The 23103-nt window shown below is 60.5% G+C and carries 19 protein-coding genes; 9 read left to right on the top strand and 10 right to left on the bottom strand.

All coding sequences use genetic code 11. From position 1 onward, the window contains the following. Window positions 1-2: 2 nt before the first annotated feature. Together K7H22_RS04375 and K7H22_RS04370 are read right to left on the bottom strand one after the other, a co-directional pair. A complete protein-coding gene (locus K7H22_RS04375) occupies window positions 3-893 on the bottom strand; it encodes a homocysteine S-methyltransferase family protein (RefSeq protein ID WP_230799525.1) in 891 nt (296 codons plus the stop codon). Next, the gene (locus tag K7H22_RS04370; protein WP_230799524.1) at window positions 890-3316 is read right to left on the bottom strand and encodes a GcvT family protein; all 2427 of its coding nucleotides are present in this window, start codon (window positions 3314-3316) and stop codon (window positions 890-892) included. The genes K7H22_RS04375 and K7H22_RS04370 overlap by 4 nt, the downstream gene beginning before the upstream one ends. Before the next feature lie 109 nt (window positions 3317-3425). On the opposite strand from K7H22_RS04370, the gene K7H22_RS04365 reads away from it, so the two are divergent. Further along, the gene (locus tag K7H22_RS04365; RefSeq protein WP_230799523.1) at window positions 3426-4289 is read left to right on the top strand and encodes a LysR family transcriptional regulator; all 864 of its coding nucleotides are present in this window, start codon (window positions 3426-3428) and stop codon (window positions 4287-4289) included. A 54-nt stretch (window positions 4290-4343) separates the two neighbouring features. On the opposite strand, the gene K7H22_RS04360 is transcribed toward K7H22_RS04365, so the two are convergent. Continuing rightward, the gene (locus K7H22_RS04360; RefSeq protein ID WP_230799522.1) at window positions 4344-5249 is read right to left on the bottom strand and encodes a LysR family transcriptional regulator; all 906 of its coding nucleotides are present in this window, start codon (window positions 5247-5249) and stop codon (window positions 4344-4346) included. Between the two features lie 349 nt (window positions 5250-5598). On the opposite strand from K7H22_RS04360, the gene K7H22_RS04355 reads away from it, so the two are divergent. Together K7H22_RS04355 and K7H22_RS04350 are read left to right on the top strand one after the other, a co-directional pair. Further along, complete coding sequence (locus tag K7H22_RS04355) at window positions 5599-6999, top strand: aspartate aminotransferase family protein (RefSeq protein WP_230799521.1); 1401 nt, start codon at window positions 5599-5601, stop codon at window positions 6997-6999. 1 nt (window position 7000) lies between these two features. Continuing rightward, a complete protein-coding gene (locus K7H22_RS04350; protein WP_230799520.1) occupies window positions 7001-8398 on the top strand; it encodes a glutamine synthetase family protein in 1398 nt (465 codons plus the stop codon). A gap of 66 nt (window positions 8399-8464) precedes the next feature. Here K7H22_RS04350 and K7H22_RS04345 read toward each other — a convergent pair whose 3' ends face one another. The 5 genes from K7H22_RS04345 to ilvD all read right to left on the bottom strand — a co-directional run bounded on the left by K7H22_RS04345 (window position 8465) and on the right by ilvD (window position 14219). Continuing rightward, window positions 8465-10492 carry an NADPH-dependent 2,4-dienoyl-CoA reductase gene (locus K7H22_RS04345; protein ID WP_230799519.1) on the bottom strand — a complete coding sequence of 676 codons (2028 nt, stop codon included), beginning with the start codon at window positions 10490-10492 and terminating at the stop codon, window positions 8465-8467. An 80-nt stretch (window positions 10493-10572) separates the two neighbouring features. Next, the gene (locus tag K7H22_RS04340; protein ID WP_230799518.1) at window positions 10573-10947 is read right to left on the bottom strand and encodes a hypothetical protein; all 375 of its coding nucleotides are present in this window, start codon (window positions 10945-10947) and stop codon (window positions 10573-10575) included. Between the two features lie 23 nt (window positions 10948-10970). Next, the gene (locus K7H22_RS04335; protein ID WP_230799517.1) at window positions 10971-11744 is read right to left on the bottom strand and encodes a DUF6478 family protein; all 774 of its coding nucleotides are present in this window, start codon (window positions 11742-11744) and stop codon (window positions 10971-10973) included. Window positions 11745-11860: 116 nt separating this feature from the next. Then, the gene (locus tag K7H22_RS04330; protein WP_230799516.1) at window positions 11861-12427 is read right to left on the bottom strand and encodes a hypothetical protein; all 567 of its coding nucleotides are present in this window, start codon (window positions 12425-12427) and stop codon (window positions 11861-11863) included. Window positions 12428-12482: 55 nt separating this feature from the next. Further along, complete coding sequence (gene ilvD / locus K7H22_RS04325) at window positions 12483-14219, bottom strand: dihydroxy-acid dehydratase (protein ID WP_230799515.1); 1737 nt, start codon at window positions 14217-14219, stop codon at window positions 12483-12485. Between the two features lie 170 nt (window positions 14220-14389). Here ilvD and K7H22_RS04320 point away from each other — a divergent pair, with 170 nt between their 5' ends. The 5 genes from K7H22_RS04320 (at window position 14390) to K7H22_RS04300 (ending at window position 19559) form a co-directional block, all read left to right on the top strand. Then, complete coding sequence (locus K7H22_RS04320; RefSeq protein ID WP_230799514.1) at window positions 14390-15370, top strand: fatty acid desaturase family protein; 981 nt, start codon at window positions 14390-14392, stop codon at window positions 15368-15370. A 78-nt stretch (window positions 15371-15448) separates the two neighbouring features. Then, window positions 15449-16336, top strand: a complete 888-nt coding sequence (locus tag K7H22_RS04315; protein WP_230799513.1) for a CPBP family intramembrane glutamic endopeptidase — start codon at window positions 15449-15451, stop codon at window positions 16334-16336. After that, the gene (locus tag K7H22_RS04310) at window positions 16336-17274 is read left to right on the top strand and encodes a CPBP family intramembrane glutamic endopeptidase (protein ID WP_230799512.1); all 939 of its coding nucleotides are present in this window, start codon (window positions 16336-16338) and stop codon (window positions 17272-17274) included. The genes K7H22_RS04315 and K7H22_RS04310 overlap by 1 nt, the downstream gene beginning before the upstream one ends. A gap of 82 nt (window positions 17275-17356) precedes the next feature. Further along, window positions 17357-18277 carry an acetyl-CoA carboxylase, carboxyltransferase subunit beta gene (accD, locus tag K7H22_RS04305; RefSeq protein WP_230799511.1) on the top strand — a complete coding sequence of 307 codons (921 nt, stop codon included), beginning with the start codon at window positions 17357-17359 and terminating at the stop codon, window positions 18275-18277. Between the two features lie 7 nt (window positions 18278-18284). Then, window positions 18285-19559 (top strand): bifunctional folylpolyglutamate synthase/dihydrofolate synthase, encoded by a 1275-nt coding sequence (locus K7H22_RS04300; protein WP_230799510.1) that lies wholly within the window; start codon window positions 18285-18287, stop codon window positions 19557-19559. A gap of 473 nt (window positions 19560-20032) precedes the next feature. On the opposite strand, the gene K7H22_RS04295 is transcribed toward K7H22_RS04300, so the two are convergent. Continuing rightward, a complete protein-coding gene (locus tag K7H22_RS04295; protein ID WP_230799509.1) occupies window positions 20033-20512 on the bottom strand; it encodes a lytic transglycosylase domain-containing protein in 480 nt (159 codons plus the stop codon). Window positions 20513-20605: 93 nt separating this feature from the next. Then, complete coding sequence (gene zapE / locus K7H22_RS04290) at window positions 20606-21664, bottom strand: cell division protein ZapE (RefSeq protein ID WP_230799508.1); 1059 nt, start codon at window positions 21662-21664, stop codon at window positions 20606-20608. Between the two features lie 137 nt (window positions 21665-21801). Between zapE and K7H22_RS04285 the strand changes: the two genes are divergently transcribed. After that, window positions 21802-23064, top strand: a complete 1263-nt coding sequence (locus K7H22_RS04285) for an MFS transporter (protein ID WP_230799507.1) — start codon at window positions 21802-21804, stop codon at window positions 23062-23064. The last annotated feature ends 39 nt before the right edge of the window (window positions 23065-23103 follow it).

Raw genomic sequence — 23103 nt, 5'->3', positions numbered from 1 at the left:
TGTCAGACAACCTCATGCCCTGCGGCGCGGAGTTGGTGCGCGAGTTCCAAGATATGGGCGGGGCCAACCTCGCAGCAGCCGCCGACGATTGTTGCGCCTTGGGCGATCCAAGCCATCGCATGCGCGGCATAGGCCGCGGGCCCCAGATCCTGACGGGCGGACAAGGTATCGACGGTGGGTTTGTCTTGCAGAAACCCCTCGGTGATGCGCGTGAACCCGTTGGCATAGGCCCCGAAAGGTTTATCGGTCTTTGCCAGTATATCCAGCGCCGCCGGTATCGCTTCGGGTGTGGAGCAGTTGACCAGAACCGCCTCGGCTTGCTGGGCCACCTCGATCACGTCGGCAATCGCCTCTCCCGAGCGTAAACGCGTGCCGTTGCCATCGTCCACCGTCAGCGCCAGCCAGACGGGCAGACCGGTCAGTATCGCCCCTGCCAGTGCCGCGCGTGCATGGTCAACCGATGCCACAGTCTCGCAGATCAACAACTGGCAACCTGTTGCCAAACCCCGCGCCAGTTCTGCGTAAAGCGGCACGGCAATATCATGGGCAGGGTGGATATCGGGGCGGTAGCTGGCGATCAGCGGGCCGATGCTACCCGCGATCCGCCCTGCGCCATGGGCTTCCCGCGCGGCCTGCGCCTCGGCCAGAGACAGGGCGATCAATGATGCCTGCTGCCCTTCCAGCGGCGTGCCCAACAACCGGTCAAGGTGGAGCGCGTAGCTGTTGACCGTGGCGATGGTGGCACCGGCTGCGAAATAATCGTCATGGACCGCGCGCACCAGACCGGGATGATCCACCATGACTTGCGTCGACCACAAAGGCGTTGGCCTGTCACCGGCGCGATGCACCAACTCTTGCCCCATGCCACCATCCAGTAGGGTGATCCTGCTCACGCCGTGATCCTTTCATTCGCCGGATCCCAAAGCGGGCCGTTCGGCTGCACTGTTGCAACAAAACGCTGACCGAAAATCTCGACCTCCAGCGTCGTTCCTGCTTGTGCCAGATCAGATCGCACCATTCCAAGGGCGACAGATGCGCCCACGCGGGTGCCCCATGCGCTGCTCGTGGTCTCACCCACGATCTGCCCGTCATGCCAGAGCGTCGACATGTAGGGCGCGTCCTGATCGCCGGCAGCGACCGTCAGGGTGACGAATCGCTTGCTCACGCCTGCCTGCTTTTCCGCCATCAAAGCGGCCTTGCCTGGGAATTCCTTGGTCCAGTCGATAAACCGCTCCAGCCCGCCTTGCAGCAGGGTGTAGTCGGTCGAAAGGTCCCCCTTCCAAGCGCGATAGCCCTTTTCGATCCTGAGCGCGTTCAGCGCGAACATGCCGAAGGGTTTAGCCCCAGCACCCGTTAACGCATCCCAGATTGCAGGCGCATCTTGCGGCGTGCAGTGCACCTCCCAACCCAGCTCGCCCGCGAAAGATACGCGGATCAGGATGCAGTCCGCCCCGCAAACCTTCGCGGATTGCACCGACAACCACGGCAATGAAAGGTCGGCGTTGGTCAGCGGTTGCAGGATACTGCGCGCCTGCGGACCAGTGACCAGCAGGCAATCGTATTTGTCAGACCGGTCATGCACTGTGATTCCCTGCGGGACCTGCCGCGACAGCAATTCACCATCATGCCGTTGCGCCACACCTGCGGTAATCAACCATGTGCAATCAGGGCCACGCGGAATCACCGACATTTCCGTGACGATCCGGCCTTCGGCATCCGCGAAATAGGCCAGCCCGATCCGCCCTTGATTCGGAATACGCGAGGCTGTGAGGCTGTCCACAAAGGCTTGCGCGCCGCTGCCTTCGACAGAAAGACGAGTGAAGCCTGAAATCGCGATCACGCCGCAGCTATCGCGCACTGCGGCACATTCCTCGGCGACGCGTATAGCCCAAGGGCCAGCGCGGTCCCAAGTCTGGCTGCCTTTCCAGCTTGTATCGTCGCCCGCCTGCGCGAACCAGTTCGCGCGCTCCCAGCCATTATAGGCACCGAATTGCGCGCCTGCGTCTTTCAGACGGGAATGCAGCGCCGACAGCTTTTGATCAGCGCCAGCGGGCCAGCGTGCATGCGGGAAGTGCATACCGTATTCGTGGCCGTAAACCTCCATCCCCTTGGCGATGCAGTAATCACGATCCTCGAAGCCGGTAAAACGGCGTGGGTCACAGGACCACATATCCCATTCTGTGCCGCCTTCCGTGACCCATTCGGCCAGCACCTTGCCCGCACCGCCACCCTGACAGATGCCGAAGGTGAACACGCAAGCCTCGAACGCGTTGGGCAGGCCGGGCATAGGGCCGATCAGCGGGTTGCCATCAGGAGTATAGGGGATCGGGCCATTGATGCCTTTTTGCAGATTGGCCTTTTCCAGCAGGGGCACACGGGCCATGGCGTCGCCGATGTGCCATTCTAGCCGCTCCAGATCGTCGGGGAAAAGCTGGAAGCTGAAATCGTCCGGCATAGGATCATCGGGAGTGATCCAATGGGCGCGGCAGTTGGCCTCGTAGGGGCCAAGGTTGAAGCCGTGCTTTTCCTGACGCAGGTAGTAGCTGCTGTCGACATCGCGTAGCAGGGGCAGTTTGCCCCCTGTCGTGGCGGACCATTCGGCCAGTTCGGGTATGGTATCGAAAAGCAGATATTGATGGCTCATCACCATCATCGGCACCTCGCGGCCGAACATCGCGCCCACCTCGCGGGCATAGTAACCGGCGGCGTTCACAACCTTTTCGCAGCGCACCTCGCCTTTTGGCGTCACGATTACCCATTCGTCGCCCTCGCGCCGCACGGCGGTGACAGGGCAGAAACGTTCGATCCGCGCGCCCATCTGCCGCGCGCCTTTCGCCAGCGCCTGAGTCAGTTGGGCGGGGTCGATGTCGCCATCATTAGGATCATACAAAGCACCTTGCAGATCATGGGTTTCAAGGAAGGGATAGCGCCCGCGCATCTCGTCCGGTCCCAGTAGTTCCAGATCCATCCCCTGATAGCGGCCCATGCCGACGACGCGGGCGAATTCCTGCATCCGTTCTCGGGAATGGCCAAGGCGCAGCGATCCGCTAACATGGTAGTTCATCGGATAATCGACCTCGGCCGCCAGGCGCCTGTAAAGGTCTGCCGAATAGCGCTGCATGTTCATGATAGACCAGCTTGAGGAAAAGGTCGGCACATTGCCCGCCGCATGCCAGGTCGAGCCTGCCGTCAACTCGTTGCGTTCCAATAACAGACAGTCGGTCCATCCGGCCAATGCCAGATGATAAAGCGCCGAAGCCCCGACCACGCCGCCACCGATAATGACCACCCTTGCCTGTGTCGGAAACTCTGCCATGCCACTTCCTGCACTCTGTCGCAACTGAGCCGACTATCCGACGGGTCGAGTGCTCTATCAATGCAGATTAATCGGGTTTATTAATCGGAAAAATCGATTAGGTGATGCGATGCAAACCGAACTTCTGGAAACCTTTCTCGACCTTTGCGAGACACGCAGCTTCAACCGCACAGCAGACCGGCTTGGCGTGACCCAATCCACCGTGTCGGGGCGCGTGCGCGCCCTTGAAGGCGCCTTGGGCTGTCGACTGTTCCACCGCTCGCGTGCAGGGACCGGCCTGACAACCGAGGGCCTCAGGTTCGAACCGCATGCCCGCGCCTTGCGTCAGGGCTGGGCCGAGGCGCTGCAAGATACCGCAGGATCTGGCAACAGTGCGATGACTCTCAGGATCGGATTGCAGCGTGACCTGACCGATCACCATATCGGTGGCTGGATGCGCCAGTTTCGCGCCGCCCTGCCTGAGGCGGCATTTTATATCGAAGCCGATTATTCAGCCCAGATGTGCGCCGATCTTGTCAGCGGGGCACTGGATCTGGCTTTATTGTTCACGCCCAAGCCGCAACCCGACATCCATTTCGAGACAATAGGAGAACTGGGCTACCGCATGGTTGCAACCTCTGCGACCTCGCTTGCCCAGTTAAAACCTGATCGCTATGTCCGCGCCAACATCTCGCCCGCATTCAGCGCTGCCCATTCAGGTCTTCTGCCGCATCTGACAGCGGCCCCGGTCTCAAGCGGGCAGAACGCGACCGTCACAGGCCTGATCCTGACCCTCGACGGGGCGGGGTATGTTCTGGAGGATACGGCGCAGTCCTTGATCGAGGCAGGACAAGCCCATGCTGTCACAGGTGCACCGCGTATCCAGCAATCCGTCTTCGCCGCATTACCCCTGCGCCAGCGCCACCGCCCGTTGCAACGGCGGCTTGTCACGTTGCTGCGCGCCCATTTCATGGCAATTGCCCCCTACAAGTAACAAAACCCGCACCGAGGGCACGGGCGGGTTTGTCACGATGCGGGTGTCATACCTCTACCATTCAGTCGGGCCTTTATCGGCAAATGCGTGGACCAGAAAGTCAATGAAAGCGCGGACCTTGGGCTGGGTGAACCGGCCCGGCGGATAGACCGCATAGATGCCTTGGGTTTCCACCGGCAGATCGGGGATCGCATCCTCGACCAGACCCTTGGCCATGACATCGGCATAAAGAAAGCTGGGCAGATAGGCGATACCAAGCCCAGCTACACAGGCGTTAAGCAGGGATTGTCCGTCATTCACGCTGAGCCAGCCGGCGGTACGGACCTGCCGCTTTTCGCCCGAAGGCGCGGTCAGTTTCCAAACATTTCCGTTTGACTGGTTGGAATAGTGCAGCAGCTTGTGATCATTCAGATCGTCGATCTTCTGCGGACGACCGTATTTCTCGAAATAGGCCGGGCTCGCGATCATGCGCTTGGTGGTTTCGGTCAGTTTGCGGGCGCGCAGCGTGCTGTCTTCCAGTTCGCCGATCCGCACGGCCATATCGAAACCTTCGCTGATCAGTTCCACGTAGCGGTTGTTCAGCACCATGTTGACGGTAATATCCGGAAATTCCGACAGGAAATCCCCTAGCACCGGAGACAGGTGGTTAACCCCGAAATCCGTCGCAACCGAGATCCGCAACAGGCCGGACGGGGCCGATTGCATCGAAGTCACCAAGGCATCCGCTTCACCGGCATCATTCAAGACGCGGCGGGCCCGATCGTAATAGGCCAGACCGATCTCGGTCGGGCTGACACGCCGTGTTGTCCGGTTCAGAAGCCGCGCCCCAAGGCGGGCCTCAAGGCTTGAGACATGCTTTGACACAGCGGACTTGGAGATACCCATTTTCTTGGCGGCATCGGTGAAGCCACCCTGGTCCACGACAGTGGCAAAAGCCTCCATTTCAGTCAGACGGTCCATGCGTGACACCCTTCTCATTGCGTTGTTTCCGATATCGCGGCGAAATCGGGCACGACTGGGGCAGGCTACGGACAATATCGGGGTATTGTCGGGGATCGTTAATGGCATGGAAACAGGGTTTGAGGCTGTCAGAGCTGCAATTCGCGGGACAAATCCGCAGTTCCCGCCAGCTTCCTGCCGCCTGCCCGAAAGCCGCAGACCCTCTTAAAGCGTTGAATTAAAACGTACTATCTTAAAAAATATTGATGTGCTTGGGGGATATCAACGTGCCAGGTGCAATTGTGTTCCCATTTGAGCGGATGAAAATATATGGATAGCGGATGAAACAGTCCCAAAACGGGGAACGGCTATGAAGGACAGTGATGTGACCCGCGACACGGACGTGATTGCAGGCGTATCCAGTCAAAGGCTGCGGGCGCTTGCCTTGCGCGAAGGCGCAAGGTTTGCCGATGTGCGCCCTGCCACGCGTGCGGCCTTGTCGCACGGTGCGCAGTCTTGGCTGGACGGTGTGCCGATGCACTGGATGAAAGACTGGCCAATGCCCTTTCCGATGCTTGTGGCCAAGGCTCGCAAGGCGCTGCTGACCGATCTGGACGGACACCGTATCGACGATTTCTGTCTTGGCGATACAGGGTCGATGTTCGGCCATTCGCCTGCCCCCGTTGCCAAGGCGATCCGCAAACAGGCCCACCAGGGGCTAACCTATATGCTGCCGACCGAGACCGCATTGGAAGCAGGCCATCTGTTGACAGAGCGTTTCGGCGATTTCCGCTGGCAAATTGCCACCACCGCCACCGATGCCAACCGTTTCGCCCTGCGTGTAGCGCGTGCTGTCACAGGCCGACCCAAGGTGCTTGTGTTCAACGGCTGCTATCACGGCACCGTGGACGAGGCGATGGTGGCCCTGCATGACGGCCGGACTGTCCCGCGCCCCGGCCTGACCGGACAGGTCGCAGACCTGACGCAAACCGCCGTCGCCGTCGAGTTCAACGATCTGGCTGGCGTCAAGGCCGCCTTAGCCACGGGCGAAATCGCGGCGATACTGACGGAACCTGTCATGACCAATTCCTGCATGGTCATGCCCGTTGCCGGTTTTCACGACGGGTTGCGCGCCTTGTCGCGCGATTACGGCGCGTTGTTGATCATCGACGAGACACATACGATTTCCAGCGGGCTGGGCGGCTACATGGCGGTTCACGGGCTTGACCCCGATATCTTTGTTGCGGGCAAATGCGTTGCAGGCGGGATGCCCACGGCGATCTGGGGGCTGCGCATAGACGTGGCGGACCGCTTTGCCGCTTATAATACCACAAGAGCGGCGGGCCATTCCGGCATGGGCACAACCCTGTCCGCCAATCCGATGCAATTCGCCTGCCTGCGCGCAACCTTGGCCGAGGTCATGACACCCGATGCCTATGCCCATATGGAAACAGGTGCCGCGCGGCTTGAAGCAGGGCTATCCGCCGCCATCGCGCGGCACGAAGCCCCTTGGCATGTGGTGCGCGTTGGTGCACGAGTCGAGTTCATCTGCGCCCCCGGCCCCTTAAGGAACGGAACCGAAGCCGAAGCCGCGCATCAGCCTGTGCTGGAAGGAGTGATCCATACCTGCCTGCTGAACCGCGGTTGCCTGATCGCGCCCTTTCACAACATGATGCTAGTCAGCCCTGTCACCACTCCGAAACAGATAGACAGGCTGATTGCTGCCTTTGACGACACGCTTGCCCTGCTCTTCGGGCCAGACGAGGACTGATATGACAAACAGCACCGCAAGCCCGTCAGGCGCGACCATCGCCGAGGCCGAGGCCTTTCTGCAAGCCCATCCCGAAATCGAGGCTTTCGATATCGTGCTGCACGATTCAAACGGGATCGGACGGGGCAAGATCATCCGGCGGCATGAATTGCTAGCGTTCTACCAATCGGGACGCCATTTGCCGATCTCGATTCTGGGTCTCGATATCTGCGGCGAGGATGTGCATGAGACCGGACTGATCTGGGATCAGGGCGACGGCGACCTACGCGCATGGCCTGTTCCCGGCACGCTGAGCGCGCTGCATGGCACGATGCCGCCTCGTGGCGAGGTGCTGATGTCGCTCTATACGCTCAAAGGTGCCCCGATGACATCGGATCCGCGCCACGCCTTGCAAGCGCAGGTCGATGCCATGGCCGCCGAGGGGCTGTTTCCGGCAGGTGCATTCGAACTTGAGTTTTTCCTGCTAGCCAACGACCGCGACGGCGATGGCCGCTTGCGACCTGCCGCAGACGTGCTGGACGGTCGCCCCAACTACAGGACCGAAGTGTATTCCGTCGACCAGTTGCATGGCATGCTGCCACTGATGTCGGATATCTATGCAGGTGCGGAGAAGGCAGGGATCAAAGCGGAAACCATGATCTCGGAATATGCACCGGGACAATACGAATTGACACTGCATTACCGCAAAAATGTGATGCAGGCGGCAGATGATCTGATGCGCCTCAAGCGGATTGTGCGGGCGCAGGCGCGGTCCCATGGTGTGACCGCCTGCTTCATGGCCAAACCGTTCGAGGATCATGCCGGATCGGGCATGCATTTTCACGTATCGCTTCAAGATTCGCAGGGACGCAACCTGTTTGCCGAGGAGACAGACGGCACATGGTCCCCTGCGATCCTGCAGGCCTTGGGAGGGATGCGCGCCACGATGGGTGAGTCGATGCTGGTTTTCGCGCCACATGCCAATTCGTGGCGGCGCTTTGCCAATCGGAGCTATGCGCCAGTTTCTACAAGTTGGGGTGTCAACAACCGATCGGTCGCGCTGCGGATACCGGAAGGCGACAAAGCCGCGCGCCGGATCGAACACCGGCCGGCTGGTGTGGATGCCAACCCCTATCTGGTGGCCGCAACCGTGCTGGCAGGGCTACGTCACGGGCTGGAGGCACGGCTTGATCCCGGTCCGCAGACCACCGGAAACGGCTATGACGCTGCTCGGGAGGATGACAGCATTCCGCGTGACTGGGGCGCGGCAATAGTGGCGGCTCGCGATTCTGCGTTTTTGCAATCGGCCTTGGGCAAGGATATGCACCGCACCTTTGTGGCGGTCAAAGCTGCGGAATATGCCCGCGTGGCGCGGACCATACCGGATGTGGATTACGATCTTTACCTTCACAGGGTGTGAATTGTTGCTCTGGTATACTGGGGCGCTGCCCCGGAACCCTAGACAATTTATGCCACAAAGCGCGGATTAAAGCGCGGCGGCAAGCCTCGTGCCCTGATCAATGGCGCGCTTTGCGTCAAGCTCTGCTGCGACATCGGCACCGCCGATCACATGCACGCTGACGCCGCGATCAGCCAGCGCATCTGCCAGGCTGCGTTCGGACAGTTGCCCCGCGCAAAGCACGACCGTTTCCGCAGGGATCACGACCGGGTTCTCGCGCCCCTCGCCAAAGCTGATATGCAGGCCCGCGTCGTCGATACGCTCGTAATTGACGCCCCCGATCATCTTGACGTTTTTCATCTTCAAAGCCGCGCGGTGAATCCAGCCTGTCGTTTTGCCCAGCCGCTTGCCAGGCCGTTCGGCCTTGCGCTGCAACAGGGTGACCTGACGCGCGGGCGCATCGGGGCGCGGCCCCTCGGCAGCTAGTCCGCCGCGTATATCGGCGGGGTCGGCCACGCCCCATTCGCGCATCCAATGGGGAATATCCGTTGTCGGGCTATGACCCTCGTGGACAAGGAACTCCGACACATCGAAGCCGATACCGCCTGCGCCGATCACGGCGACGGTCTTGCCCGCTTTGGCTTTACCTGTCAGCACATCAATATAGCTGACTACATTGGCACGGTTCTGTCCGGGAATGCCCGGATCGCGGGGGATCACGCCGGTGGCGATCACCACCTCGTCAAAGCCGGCCAGACCATCAGCGCTGACCTCGGTGTTCAAGCGCAGATCAATACCCGCATCGGCAACCATAACCTCGTACCAGTCAACCAGCCCGTGAAACTCCTCCTTGCCGGGGATCTGGCGGGCGAGGTTCAACTGCCCGCCGATCCGCGCCGCGCGGTCGAAAAGCGTCACTTGGTGGCCGCGATCTGCCGCCGTCAAAGCGGCAGACAGACCTGCGGGCCCGGCGCCGACAACCGCCACGGATTTCGGATTGCTCGCGGGTTCGATCACCAGCTTGGTCTCAAAGCAGGCGCGCGGATTGACCAGACAGCTTGAGATCTTGCCGCTGAAAGTATGGTCCAGACAGGCCTGATTACAGGCAATGCAGGGGGCGATACGATCCGACCGGCCCGCCATCGCCTTGAGCGCGAAATCGGGATCGGCCAGCAAGGGCCGCGCCATCGAGACCATATCGGCGCAACCAGTGGCCAGCACATCCTCGGCGACCTCGGGTGTATTGATCCGGTTCGAGGTGACAACGGGGATTCCGACATGGCCCATCAGTTTCTTGGTGACCCATGCGAAGGCCGCGCGAGGGACCGAGGTGGCAATCGTGGGCACCCGCGCCTCATGCCAGCCGATACCGGTGTTGATGATGCTTGCCCCGGCTTTTTCGATTTCCCTGGCCAAGGTGACAACTTCATCGAAGGTCGAGCCGTTGGGCACAAGATCAATCATCGACAGGCGATAGATGATGATGAAATCATCGCCCGCAGCGGCGCGGGCGCGTTTGACGACCTCGATCGGCAGGCGCATTCGGTTCTCGTAGGAGCCGCCCCAGCGATCCGTGCGTTTGTTGGTATGGGTCACCAGAAACTGGTTGATGAAATACCCTTCCGAGCCCATCACCTCGACCCCGTCATATCCCGCGTCACGCGCGCGGGCGGCGGCCGTCGCGATATCGCTGATCTGTTTCTGAATTCCGTCCTCGTCCAGTTCCTTGGGCGAGAAAGGCGAGATCGGGGACTTGATCGGGCTGGCCGATACACATTCGGGACCGTAGGCATATCGCCCCGCATGGAGAATCTGCATGGCAATCTTGCCGCCCGCCTCATGCACGCGGTCGGTGACGATCCGGTGGTTGGCGATATCCTGATCGGTGAAAAGACCCGCCGCACCGGGGAAAACGCCGCCTTCGCGGTTCGGGGCCATGCCCCCTGTGACCATAAGACCAACCCCGCCACGCGCACGGGCGGCATAAAATTCCGCCACGCGGTCCCAATCCTTGGTTTCTTCCAGCCCCGTATGCATGGAGCCCATGAGGATGCGGTTCTTCAACGTGGTATGGCCCAGATCGAGCGGGGCCAGAAGATGGGGATAATCGGTCATGCTTTGCCTCCCTTTTCGCGTATCTGAGCGAAAGGAAACGGGTTTGTCATCCAAAACCCCGCGTCAGCACCCCCAGTGGTTTACATCGTATCCAGACAATGGCGGCGAAACGCACGCTTGAGCAGGTCCAACTCCTCGCGCAGCAGATCCATCTCGGCGCGGATGTCGTCTGACAGCACCTCGCCGGCGAGGATTGCAAAGCTGCCCAGAGTTTCGCCGTCCTCGGCATCACGAATGAGGAAGGTGTGCAAACCGTCGCTCAACGCTTCGCGCGGGACAGGGATGCGCAACAGCCAACCGGCGCTTTGCGGGGTTTCGACCAGTTCCGCGCCCTGCACCGACTGTTCAAGATGCGTGACGGCAATTGCCGGGCGTACACCTGCCGCCGTGCCGGTGACGATGCCTTCCCAGACACCTTGAAACAGACGGGTTTTCGTGACGGTCAGATCGCTCACGGGGATATCCTTGGCTGCAAGTTCTAGATTTCGGCACGCGGGCGGCGGCTGAAGGTCACGTCGCGCAGGATCACCTGATTCATTTCCGGTCCTTCGAAAATCAGATCGACCCAGGCTTTTTCAACCCGCTTTTCGTTCATGTTGGAATAGGCCAGATCGAATTCCACCATGATATCTTCTTCATGGAGAGGCAATTCGCGCACGATCTGTTCGGTGTTGGGGCCGTGGCGGATATTCAGACGCGCGAAAATCTCGAGCGGCTTTTCCATTTCGACGATCGTGTTCATCCGGATCAGATGCCGACGCTTGAGCCCTGCCACGGCTTCAGGCGGCAAATCGACCACCAGCGACAGGAAAGAGCCATCGAAACGGAACACATCCATCCGCAATCCGAATGGTGCCAGATCCTGTTCGCGCCGGTTGCGCAACTGGCGCAGGGTCAGTTCGGACCGCTCGCAATCGTGGAACAGCGTGACCTCGTCGCCCAGCATGCTTTTATTCTGGACCGAGGCAAGCCCCGGCATCGGCAGGGGACCGCGCCACAATTCGGGCCGCCAACCCCAATCCGAACCATGTGGCCTGCGAAAAGCGGTAGACCCGATCATCGGCAGCGCCAGCCGGCTTTCCGCGACGTGGATCAGATCATCAAGATGCCGCCGTAACTGCCGCGCGCGCAGTCGTTGCTGGCGCAGTTCGGCCAGATCGGTTTGATCGGCGACACGCGCAGCATTCGCCCAGCGCTTGCGATTGCGCGCAAAAAACAAGGACTGAAAAAACTTGCTGCCAAGTCCGGTCATTAACCTGATCTGCCTATCCTAGAGACTGCGGCTGGAGGTATCGCTACCATATGCTCGAAAAACAATACTTAACACGGCAGCACATTGATGCAATTCTGGAAACCCTCCTCGTGCACCTACTCTGACGCATTCGCCGCGGGGGTTGCAACCGCTCCAGCCGCCGGACTGTCGCGTTTGATCGTTTCAGCCAGCGTGATCATCAATTGCATGCCCTGATCCGCCACCATTGCGCTGTCTTTCGCGCCATAAAGTGCAAGACCCAGCACATGCCCGTTCAGAGGCATCAGGCCGCGCCAATGCCTTTTATCGGCACTTGGTGGCACTCGTGCGCCGCCTTCTACCTGTAACAGGTTCAGGTCATCGCGGCTGATGGCGTTCAGGATCCGGCCACGGCCCAGCGCGGTCTGGAACGCCGCGCTATCCATGCTGGTTGCACCGTCCTCCGCAAGCGAGACCGATAGTGTGATGATAGCAGGCTCCACAAAAACACCGGAGGTATCGCCCGTCAGGCTGGCACAACTGCCGATCAGGGCAAAACCGCCGCCGGACTGGTTGCTCAGGCTGTTCGGGTCGATGCAATAGCCCGCAGGTGGCCTGACCACGACAGCGCCGTCCGCCAATACCGCCTGACGCAGCGCAGGCGTGCCCGATGGCCCGCCTGTCGGGGCAAGACACCCCGACAAGACAAAAACTACGCAAAGGGCGAGACCCGCCCTTATGGGCAATCGCGCGACTATATCACAGATCCATGTAAATATGTTTTTCGGCCTTGCCGCCCGGATGGGTGACAGCGCCCTTATAGGTCTCGCCAACCTGCTGGGCGTATTTCCACAGCGCGCCGCTGGCATAGATCGTGTTGCGCGGACCTTTCCAGTCGGCTTTGCGCGCCTCAAGCTCGGCATCTGTCAGCGCCACGCTGATCTCGCCCTTGATGGCGTTGAGCGTGATCATGTCGCCGTCTTTCAGCAAGGCTATCGGGCCGCCATGTGCAGCCTCGGGGCCGACGTGACCCACGCAAAAGCCGCGTGTCGCGCCCGAGAAACGGCCATCGGTGATCAAGGCCACTTTTTTGCCCATACCCTGACCGGAGAGGGCTGCCGTGGTTGCCAGCATCTCGCGCATACCGGGGCCACCTGCAGGGCCTTCGTTGCGGATGACGAGAACCTCGCCTTCTTTGTATTCGCGCTTCTGCACAGCCGCGAAGGCGTCTTCCTCACATTCAAACACGCGGGCGGGACCGGTGAAGACCTGCTGGTCCTCGGACATGCCAGCGACTTTCACGATAGCACCGGTGGGGGCCAGATTGCCCTTGAGACCAACAACACCGCCCGTCTTGGTGATGGGGTTGGCGACTGTGTGAATGACCTTGCCATCCGCCTCGCGGGTGATCATATCCAGTTCTTCGCCGATGCTTTTGCCGCTGGCGGTGATGCAATCCTCGTGGATCAGACCGGCCTTGCGCAGTTCCTTCATCACAACCGGCACGCCGCCCGCTTCGTAGAGATCCTTGGCAACATAATCGCCGCCGGGCTTGAGATTCACGAAATAGGGCGTGTCGCGGAAGATCTCGCAGACATCATCAAGAAAAAAGTCGATCCCTGCCTCATGCGCGATGGCCGGCAGGTGCAAGCCGGCATTGGTGGAACCACCCGTACAGGCCACAACGCGGGCCGCGTTTTCCAGCGATTTTAGCGTGACAACATCGCGGGCCCGGATGTTTTTCTCGATCAGGTTCATGACAGCGCGGCCCGACGCCTCGCCATACTGGTCGCGGCTTTCGTAAGGCGCGGGCATGCCCGATGAGTTCATCAGCGCCAGACCGATGGCTTCCGACACACAGGCCATGGTATTGGCGGTGAACTGGCCGCCGCAGGCCCCTGATGTGGGGCAAGCAACGCGCTCCAATATCTCAAGCTCCGCATCCGACATGTTGCCGGCCTGATGCTGACCCACAGCTTCGAACACATCCTGCACCGTGACGTCCTTGCCGTTCAACCGGCCCGGCAGGATCGACCCACCATAGATGAAAACGGACGGCGTGTTCAGACGCACCATTGCCATCATCATGCCGGGAAGGGATTTGTCGCAACCGGCAAGCCCCACGATCGCGTCATAGCAATGGCCGCGCATGGTCAGTTCGACGGTATCAGCAATCGCCTCGCGGCTGGCCAGCGACGAGCGCATGCCCTCATGCCCCATAGCGATGCCGTCGGTCACGGTGATCGTGGTAAATTCGCGCGGGGTGCCGAAGGCTTGCTTGACGCCCATCTTCACGGCCTGTGCCTGACGGTTCAGCGCGATGTTGCAAGGTGCAGCCTCGTTCCAGCAGGTCGCCACGCCGACCAGCGGCTGATGGATTTCTTCTTCGTTCAGACCCATCGCATACAGATACGAGCGGTGCGGCGCGCGCGCTGGCCCCTCGGTCACATAGCGGCTGGGCAGTTTGGATTTGTCGATGCGCGGTGTGTTGGACATGGCGGCCTCCCCGGTAACTTTGTCCGGTTCGGAATAAAGAAGCCTCTGCCACGGCACAAGTGCGATTGAAGCACGCAGCGTCACCAAGGCTTGCGCCTGTTGCCAGCGTTGACAGGAAGGTCATGCGGACGAACAATTAGGCAAAGCATCGCGGAGGGGAGGACGAGATGATGACCGACACTACCATGACGGATGCCAACCAGAGCCATCAGGCGCTGGGGCGGGCGTTTTTCAGCACTGCAGAAATCCGTGCCTTGGCCGAACGCTCCGATCTTTGGGGCTGGTGGCTGGTCGCACATTGCTGGGGCACGATTGCGCTGGCATTGGTGCTGTTCGCGCTCTGGCCCAATCCCCTGACCTTTGTGCTGGCGGTTGTCATTATCGGGTCGCGCCAGTTGGGTCTGGCGATCCTGATGCATGAGGCGGCACATAACGCTTTGTTCAAATCGCGCAGGTTGAACGAGTTTGCGGGCGAATGGCTGTGCGGGCGGCCCATTCTGGCCGATCTGGCCGAATACCGCCGCTATCATCTGAAACACCACCGCCACACGCAGACCGATGAGGACCCTGATCTGGTCCTGTCCAAACCCTTTCCCACCACCCGCGCCTCCTTGCGGCGAAAGCTGTGGCGCGACGTCACAGGACGCACGGGGATCAAACAGCGCAGTCAACAGATCATGTTCGCCCTCAAGATGGCGGGCGAGGTTGAGGGGCAACCTGGGGCGCAGGAACTGGCGCAGGCGTTTTCCGGCCCCGTTATCGGCCGCGCGCTGATTGCCAACGCTGTGCTTTTCGCGCTGATGTGGGCGGTGGGTGCGTGGTGGTGGTGGCTGGCCTTCTGGGTGTTGCCCTTGCTGACATGGTTCCAGCTTGTGCTGCGTATCCGCAACATCGCGGAACACGGCGCTGTCGAAGCGGTGGATGATCCGTTGCGCAACACCCGCACCACCTATGCAGGGCCACTGATGCGCCTTCTGGTGGCCCCCTATTGGGTGAATTACCACCTCGAACATCATCTGGTGATGCATGTTCCAGCCCGCAACCTGCCCAAGCTGCATGCGCTTTTGGTCGACCGCGGGCATACGCAGAAGATGCAGATCGGGCGGAATTATCTGGATGTTTTGCGGATCGCCTCGTCCCGTCCAGCCTGAGACCGCTGCATTGCCCCTGTTCTACCGGCATGACGCGCGCTAGGTTCCTGCACGTATCCCGTGATGCAGGTCCGCTCTATGCCCTATGACGCCCATGCCGCGTTTATCGCACCGGCCCGCGCCACCGCGCAGGTCTGGCGATTGCTGGCGGGGCTTGTCCTGATTGGCGTGATCATCCTTGGTCTGACCGCGTTGCTGCGGTCTGCTGTCGTGTCGCTGGCAGGAAATGCCGTCCATCGTGACATCACGCGGCTGGAGGGCGCGGGCAGCACACAGGCCGGCGTTCTTGTGCTACTCTACAGTTTTGGGATCATTATACTGGCGGTGGCGATGGTCACCGCGCAATTACACAAGCGCAGCCCGTTAACCCTGCTGGGCCCGATCCCTGAGTTGTTGCGCCAGTTCGGTGCGACACTAGCTGTGCTGATAGCACTCGGTGCCGCAATCATCATCCTGCCCCCTTGGGGATATACAGATCCTGTCGTGGGCGGCGTCGCGCCGCTGACATGGATTTTGCTGCTGCCGATCTCTCTGGGGGCGGTGCTGGTGCAAACATCTGCCGAGGAAATTCTGTTTCGCGGCTATATCCAGCAACAACTCGCCGCACGTTTTCGCAGCCCGCTGATCTGGTTGATTGCGCCATCGGTCCTTTTCGGGCTGTTGCACTATCGCCCCGAAACGGGTGCGAATGGCGTTCTTATCATGCTCTGGGCCGGAGGGTTTGCCCTGATCGCTGCTGACCTCACGGCGCGGGCGGGTACGCTTGGCCCCGCGATTGCGCTGCATTTCATGTCCAACACAAGCGCGCTGCTGATCCTGTCGGCAGATGGCAGCCTGTCCGGGCTTGCGCTTTTTCGTCTGCAAGTGGATATGGCCGACCCGCAAGCGATGCGCCCCTATTTGCTGATTGATGCGATGGTCATTTTTGTCGGCTGGCTTGCAGCCCGTCTTGCGATCCGACGCTGATGGCGCGCCCAGCCTATGCCGCACATGCGCGCTTTGTCGAACCGGCCCGCGCGGTGTCGGATCTGCGGCTGCTGCTGATCGGCACATTGGTGATCGAAGCTGTCTTTCAGGCCTCGGTCCATCTGATGGAGCCGTTCCTGATGCTGGTCCCGCTTGCCCCCCCTGATGAGGTACTTGGCGGAACAACGCCGCGCGGGCTGCTGATCCAATTGAGCAGTTTCGCCATTCTGGGTCTTGCGGTCGTGATAGTCAGCCGCCGCTTGCACGGGCGCGGTTTTGCCAGCCTGATCGGCCCACCAGACCTGACCCTGCGCCAATTACTGCGCGTTAGCCTGCTTCTTGGCGCACTGGTTCTGGTGATTGAGTTTCTACCCCCCGATCTGGAGATGCTCGAACAAGCCGATATGCGGCCATGGTCGCAATGGCTTGCCCTTTTGCCCTTGGCGCTGGGGGCGTTGCTGATCCAGACCGGCGCGGAAGAGCTGTTCTATCGCGGCTATATCCAGCAACAACTCGCCGCGCGGTTCAACCAGACATGGGTGTGGATGGTGGTGCCCAGCCTGCTGTTCGCTCTGGCCCATTATTCACCATCCAGCCCGCCGACCGAGGCAGCGCAATATGTGATCTGGTCCTTTCTGTTCGGATTGGCCGCAGCCGATCTGACAGCGCGCAGCGGAACACTAGGCCCCGCAATTGCCTTTCATCTGGTGAATAACGCCTTGGCGTTTCTGCTTTACGGAGATGCAGGCGGTCTGGATTCGGGCCTGTCGCTGTTCCTGTTTCCCACAGATCAGACATTGGATCATCTATTGCCGCCCGACTACCTGTCAGAGCCGGACAGTTTCTATCCCGGCGATCTGATTCACAGCTCTTTCCTGCTGGAACTGGTCGGTATAGGCATTCTTTGGGTCGGGGCACGGATCGCCATGCGCCGCTGATTGCAATTTGCCGCCCGAAGGCTTAACTCGACTTCAGAAATTGTCCTGACAGACACACGACCCCGGAAAAGGCCCGCAGCCCATGAACTGGATCACCAATTACGTCCGCCCGCGGATCAACTCGATCTTCTCGCGCCGTGAGGTGCCTGAAAACCTCTGGACGAAATGCGAAGCCTGCGGGACGATGCTGTTTCACCGTGAACTCAGCGACAACCAGAATGTCTGCACATCCTGTGGTCATCATATGTCGATCACACCGCGCGCCCGCTTTGCGGCTCTGTTCGACGGCGGCATTTTTGCCGAGATCGCCGTTCCGGAAACCTTGCCCGATCCGCTGCAATTCCGCGACCAGAAAAAATATCCCGAACGCATGAAAGCCGCGCAGAAGGCCACAGGCGAACGCGATGCGATGCTTGTGGCCTCTGGCGAGATCGGGCGCACGCCCATCGTCGCTGCCGCACAGGATTTCAGCTTTATGGGCGGCTCCATGGGCATGTATGTCGGCAACGCGATCATCGCTGCTGCCGAGGAAGCCGTGAAACTGAAGCGGCCGTTGGTCCTGTTTTCGGCGGCTGGCGGTGCGCGCATGCAGGAGGGTATCCTGTCACTGATGCAGATGCCCCGCTCGACCGTGGCGATCCAGATGCTGAAAGAGGCAGGGCTGCCCTATATCGTGGTGCTGACCCATCCGACCACGGGCGGCGTGACCGCGTCCTATGCAATGCTGGGGGACGTCCAAATCGCCGAACCCGGCGCGCTGATCTGCTTTGCCGGTCCGCGCGTGATCGAACAGACCATCCGCGAGAAACTCCCCGAAGGATTCCAGCGGGCCGAGTATTTGCTTGATCACGGCATGCTGGACCGCGTTACCCCGCGTACCAAGCTGCGCGAGGAGTTGATTACCATCATCCGGATGTTGATGCGCCAAAGTCCCGCTGTGCGTGGCGATCTGCCCGCCCCTGTCGCGGAAGCCGCAACCACCACCCCCGACACCAAGACCTGATCCGTCCATGACAGCGCGCGGCTCGGACCTCATCCTCGAGAGGATGATGGCGCTTCACCCGAAGATTATCGACCTGACGCTGGATCGTGTCTGGCGATTGCTGGCGGCGTTGGACAACCCGCAGGACAAATTGCCGCCCGTGATCCATATTGCAGGCACCAATGGCAAGGGCAGCACGCAAGCGATGATCCGTGCGGGGCTGGAAGCGGCCGGTCATTCTGTACATGCCTATACCTCGCCGCATCTGGCGCGATTTCACGAAAGGATCAGGCTGGCGGGCGCGTTGATCTCGGAGCAGCATCTGACCGATATGTTGGCTGAATGCTATGACGCCAATCAGGGTGAGAATATCACCTATTTCGAGATCACGACCTGCGCGGCCCTGCTTGCCTTTGCCAGAACTCCTGCCGATTTTACCTTGCTGGAGGTCGGCCTTGGCGGGCGGTTGGACGCAACAAATGTGATCGCAAAGCCTGAATTATGCATCATCACGCCAGTTTCCTTGGATCATGAGCAATATCTGGGCGACACGGTCGCCAAGATTGCAGGCGAGAAAGCTGGTATCCTCAAGCGCGGCGTGCCTTGTGTCGTCGGTCCGCAATCCGATGAAGGGCTGGATGCGATCGAACAGGCGGCTGCGCGAATTGGTGCACCTTTGCTGATCCACGGCCAGCACTGGCATGTGACGCGGGAACGGGACCGGCTGATATTCCAGGATGAAAACGGCCTGCTGGATCTGCCCTTGCCCAACCTGCCCGGCGCGCATCAGATCCAGAACGCAGGCGCGGCCTTGGCGGCCCTGCGCCATTTGCAGCAACCAGATACCACCCATGAGGCCGCAGTGACGCGCGCCTACTGGCCTGCACGGATGCAACGCTTGCGCCACGGCCCGCTGGTGGATCAAGCCCCCGGAATCGAGCTGTGGCTGGATGGCGGGCACAACCCTGCCGCCGGTCAGGCCATCGGCGCGCATCTGGCGACCTTGCCGGCGCGTCCCACGCATCTGATCTGCGGGATGCTGAACACGAAGGATATCGACGGCTATCTGCGCCCCCTGTCCGGTCAGGTCTCCAGCCTGCATGCGGTCAGCATTCCCGATACTTTGGCGACCTTGCCAGCAGAAGACACGGCACAGGCCGCGCAGAGGGCCGGAATAGATTCGGTCATCGCAGAATCCGTATCAGAGGCGCTCGCCCAGATCGCAGACAAAGACCCGCAAGCCCGCGTATTGATCTGCGGATCGCTTTACCTGGCCGGAACAATCCTGCAGGACAACGGATAGGCCACGATTCGGGCGAATTTTACGCGGCGCTACGAATCATCACCTTTGCGAATCACTTTGTGTTGACTGATTCGAACCGATTCGCCTATACCTTCCCAAAGCGTCCGGGCAAGACCACCTACAGGTTGCTATAGGTCTGCCGATCCTGAGGGGGATTTTCGAGATGTTGTGCCGCGTGGGCCTTGGTATTGTTTCCTCTGTTTCCGTCGCTCTGCCTGTTCCCGCAGGGATCACGCAGGAGGTCGCGACAACGCCGACCACGTCGTACAGCGCCACCCTGATGGCCGGACAAATTGAGACTAGCAAAAGCGGTTTTGGCACATATGCCTTCCGCCAAGCCGGACCATCTGCATAACAAGCAATGGCCGGTGATCCAGACGATGTGACGAGTCAAGGCAGGCAGGAGACGAAAGAGGGGCCGAACCAACGGCCCCCTTTCATTTTCCGGGCATATCCGGTGTTCCGTTCCGCTGCTACGAGCGCAAGCCGGTTTCCTGCAGCATCCCGCGACGCTTGGCCTCGTAGTAGTAGCCACGCGCATACCACATGACCGCGCGGTCATGGCTTCCATCCGACAAGAGCCACGCCCCGCGCAGATAGCGCACGGCGTAGCGCAGGTTGGTTTCCGCATCCAGCAGGTCGGATGGCTGCCCGCGGAACCCCATCGTGCGCGCGGTTGCAGGCAATATCTGCATCAGACCGTAATAGGGGCCATTACGCGCACCGGGGCGATGATTGCTTTCACGGATCACCACGCGCTGCACAAGATCAACGGGCACATCGTTCTCGCGGGCCGCAGCCTCGATCAGGCGGCGCAACTCGGGCGTTTCATTGGGATAGAGCAGCGTCGAGCTTGAGACAGTCTCCTCGGGCGCCCTGCTGGCCTGTCCACAGGCAGACAGCGCCAATGCGGCCGAAATAATCAGAAAATGCCGTCTTGAACCAGTCACCATCACCGAAGCCCGTCCTCTATTTGCAGAAGACTTTTGATAGCCTGTTCACGCGACCCGCAGAAAGAGGGATCGTTCACATCGGCAACGGGACGCCTATTCCCGCGCCCAGTCGGCTGATTGCATCTCGCGCAGTCGACTGGCCGTGCGTTCGAACTCAAAGGTGCCCTCGCCTTCCATGTAAAGATATTCGGGTTCGGCAGCGGCAGAACAGATCAGACGGACCTTTGCCTCATAAAGCGCGTCGACCAGCGTCACGAAGCGCTTGGCCTCGTTGAAATTGGTCCGTCCAAGGGTCGGGATATTTTCGAGCACCAGCACGCGGGCGGCTTCGGCCAAAGCCAGATAGTCGGCAGCACCCAAGGGCTTGCCGCACAGGTCATAGAATGAGGCGCGCGCAACGCCGTTGCGGAAGGCCGGTATCGCGACCTCGCGGCCTTTGACATGCAGGGTCAAAGGGGTTGAATCGCCGCCGGTCAGATCCTGCCAGACGGCGGAAATGGCCCGCCGTGCCGCATCATTCACGGGCGTGAAATAGACAGGCGAGCCTTCCAGCCGGTCTTGGCGATAGTCACGATGGCTGACCAGTTCATGCACGACCATCTGATCCTTGAGCAGGGCAATGAAAGGCAGAAACAACTGCCGGTTCAGCCCGTGCTTGTAGAGATCGTCTGGCACCCGATTCGAGGTGGTCACGATCACGACCCCTGCCTTGAATAGAAATTCGAAAAGGCGACCGACAATCATCGCATCGGTAATATCGGTAATCTGCATCTCGTCGAAGGCCAGCACCTTGACCTCGGCTGCGACAGCCTCGGCGACAGGTGCGATTGCATCCTCGACTCCGCGCTGACGGGCCTTGTGCATGCCTGCGTGAATTTCCTGCATGAAAGCGTGGAAATGCACGCGGCGCACCGGCACGTCCAGACTGTCGACAAAAAGGTCCATCAGCATCGACTTGCCGCGCCCGACCCCGCCCCAGAGATACAACCCCTTGGGCGGCGGCGGTGCCTTGCGGAACAGGCCGCGCTTGGGCGGCTCGGCCACAGCTGCGCGAATGCGCTCCAACTCGGGCAGGGCTTCCAATTGGGCATCGTCAGCCGTCAGGCTGCCTTGCTGCACGCGCGCATCATATATCTGGGGCAGTGTTTTCATCGCTTCTCCTTACCCCGCTGCAGGCGTTGTGAAAAGACAGCTCGCCATCATCAAATATGCGGATGATCAACACATTTCGTCAATTGACGCCGACCCCGAAGCGATTAGGGTTTGCGTCAATCTCATCGGAGCCCATCATGGACCGCGCATCTCCGCTACCACCCGCGTCGATCTTTACGTCCGTTCTGGTCGTGGGGTGCATCATCATTATGGTGTCCTTCGCCGTGCGAGCAAGTTTTGGTGTCTTCCAGATCCCCATCGCAGAGGAATTCGGCTGGCTGCGCGCGGAATTCAGCCTTGCCATTGCGATCCAAAACCTTGCATGGGGCATCGGGCAGCCGGTCTTCGGCGCGATGGCGGACAAGCTGGGCAGTCGCAAGGCAATCATCCTTGGCGCGTTGGTCTATGCTGCGGGGCTCGTGCTGTCCTCATTTGCCGTAACGCCGACCGAGCATCAGATATATGAGATCTTGGTAGGTTTCGGCGTGGCGGGCACCGGCTTTGGCGTGATCCTTGCGATTGTCGGGCGCGCCTCCTCGGATGACAACCGTTCGATGAGCCTTGCGATCGCCACCGCTGCGGGATCGGCGGGGCAGGTCTTCGGCGCACCGCTGGCGGAATGGCTGCTGACGATGATGAGTTGGCAAAGCGTGTTTCTGGTCTTTGCCGCTGCCATTCTCGGGATGCTGGCCTTTCTGCCGTTGATGCGCGCCCCCACGCCCCCTGCCAGCCGCGCACAGTTGGAAGAGAGCATGGGCGCGATCCTGACCAAGGCGTTCCGCGATCCGTCATATACGCTGATCTTCCTCGGCTTCTTTAGCTGTGGCTATCAGTTGGGCTTCATCACCGCGCATTTTCCAGCCTTCGTGACGGAAATGTGCGGGCCGATCATGCCGGGCGATATCCTGCATAACATCGGGATCACCACAACCTCGGCGCTGGGGGCGGTCGCGATTTCGCTGATCGGTCTGGCCAATATCGCCGGCACGCTGGCGGCAGGCTGGGCGGGCAAGCGCTATGCCAAGAAATATCTGCTGGCGGGTATCTATACAGGGCGGACGCTGATCGCTGCAGCCTTTATCCTGACGCCCATCACCCCCGCGACCGTGCTGCTGTTCTCGGCCGGCATGGGTGCGCTGTGGCTGGCGACCGTGCCGCTGACATCGGGTCTGATCGCGCATATCTACGGGCTGCGCTATATGGGTACGCTTTATGGGATCGTATTCTTCAGCCACCAGTTGGGTAGCTTCATGGGCGTCTGGTTGGGCGGCAAGATGTATGATCTGACCGGCGATTACACGCTGGTCTGGTGGATCGGTATCGGAGTGGGCGCATTCAGCGCAATCGTGCATCTGCCGGTGCGGGAAAAGCCAATGGGGTTGGCTGCCAAAGCGGCCTGAGAAATATCAGCTTTTGCACCGCTGAAAGGGGAAGTCGCC

Origin of the sequence: Seohaeicola saemankumensis (assembly GCF_021021435.1) — a bacterium.
In the GTDB taxonomy this organism is placed as follows: Bacteria; Pseudomonadota; Alphaproteobacteria; order Rhodobacterales; family Rhodobacteraceae; genus Seohaeicola.
Note: the sequence above shows the minus strand (reverse complement) of the source record. Positions and strands in the feature narration are given on the sequence as shown.

Bases quoted from the DNA above. Each gene is read 5' to 3' on its own strand.
- K7H22_RS04370 (WP_230799524.1), bottom strand. From the start codon at position 3,316: ATGGCAGAGTTTCCGACACAGGCAAGGGTGGTCATTATCGGTGGCGGC.
- K7H22_RS04365 (WP_230799523.1), top strand. From the start codon at position 3,426: ATGCAAACCGAACTTCTGGAAACCTTTCTCGACCTTTGCGAGACACGC.
- K7H22_RS04360 (WP_230799522.1), bottom strand. From the start codon at position 5,249: ATGGACCGTCTGACTGAAATGGAGGCTTTTGCCACTGTCGTGGACCAG.
- K7H22_RS04355 (WP_230799521.1), top strand. From the start codon at position 5,599: ATGAAGGACAGTGATGTGACCCGCGACACGGACGTGATTGCAGGCGTA.
- K7H22_RS04350 (WP_230799520.1), top strand. From the start codon at position 7,001: ATGACAAACAGCACCGCAAGCCCGTCAGGCGCGACCATCGCCGAGGCC.
- K7H22_RS04345 (WP_230799519.1), bottom strand. From the start codon at position 10,492: ATGACCGATTATCCCCATCTTCTGGCCCCGCTCGATCTGGGCCATACC.
- K7H22_RS04335 (WP_230799517.1), bottom strand. From the start codon at position 11,744: ATGACCGGACTTGGCAGCAAGTTTTTTCAGTCCTTGTTTTTTGCGCGC.
- ilvD (WP_230799515.1), bottom strand. From the start codon at position 14,219: ATGTCCAACACACCGCGCATCGACAAATCCAAACTGCCCAGCCGCTAT.
- K7H22_RS04320 (WP_230799514.1), top strand. From the start codon at position 14,390: ATGACCGACACTACCATGACGGATGCCAACCAGAGCCATCAGGCGCTG.
- K7H22_RS04315 (WP_230799513.1), top strand. From the start codon at position 15,449: ATGCCCTATGACGCCCATGCCGCGTTTATCGCACCGGCCCGCGCCACC.
- K7H22_RS04310 (WP_230799512.1), top strand. From the start codon at position 16,336: ATGGCGCGCCCAGCCTATGCCGCACATGCGCGCTTTGTCGAACCGGCC.
- accD (WP_230799511.1), top strand. From the start codon at position 17,357: ATGAACTGGATCACCAATTACGTCCGCCCGCGGATCAACTCGATCTTC.
- K7H22_RS04300 (WP_230799510.1), top strand. From the start codon at position 18,285: ATGACAGCGCGCGGCTCGGACCTCATCCTCGAGAGGATGATGGCGCTT.
- K7H22_RS04295 (WP_230799509.1), bottom strand. From the start codon at position 20,512: ATGGTGACTGGTTCAAGACGGCATTTTCTGATTATTTCGGCCGCATTG.
- zapE (WP_230799508.1), bottom strand. From the start codon at position 21,664: ATGAAAACACTGCCCCAGATATATGATGCGCGCGTGCAGCAAGGCAGC.
- K7H22_RS04285 (WP_230799507.1), top strand. From the start codon at position 21,802: ATGGACCGCGCATCTCCGCTACCACCCGCGTCGATCTTTACGTCCGTT.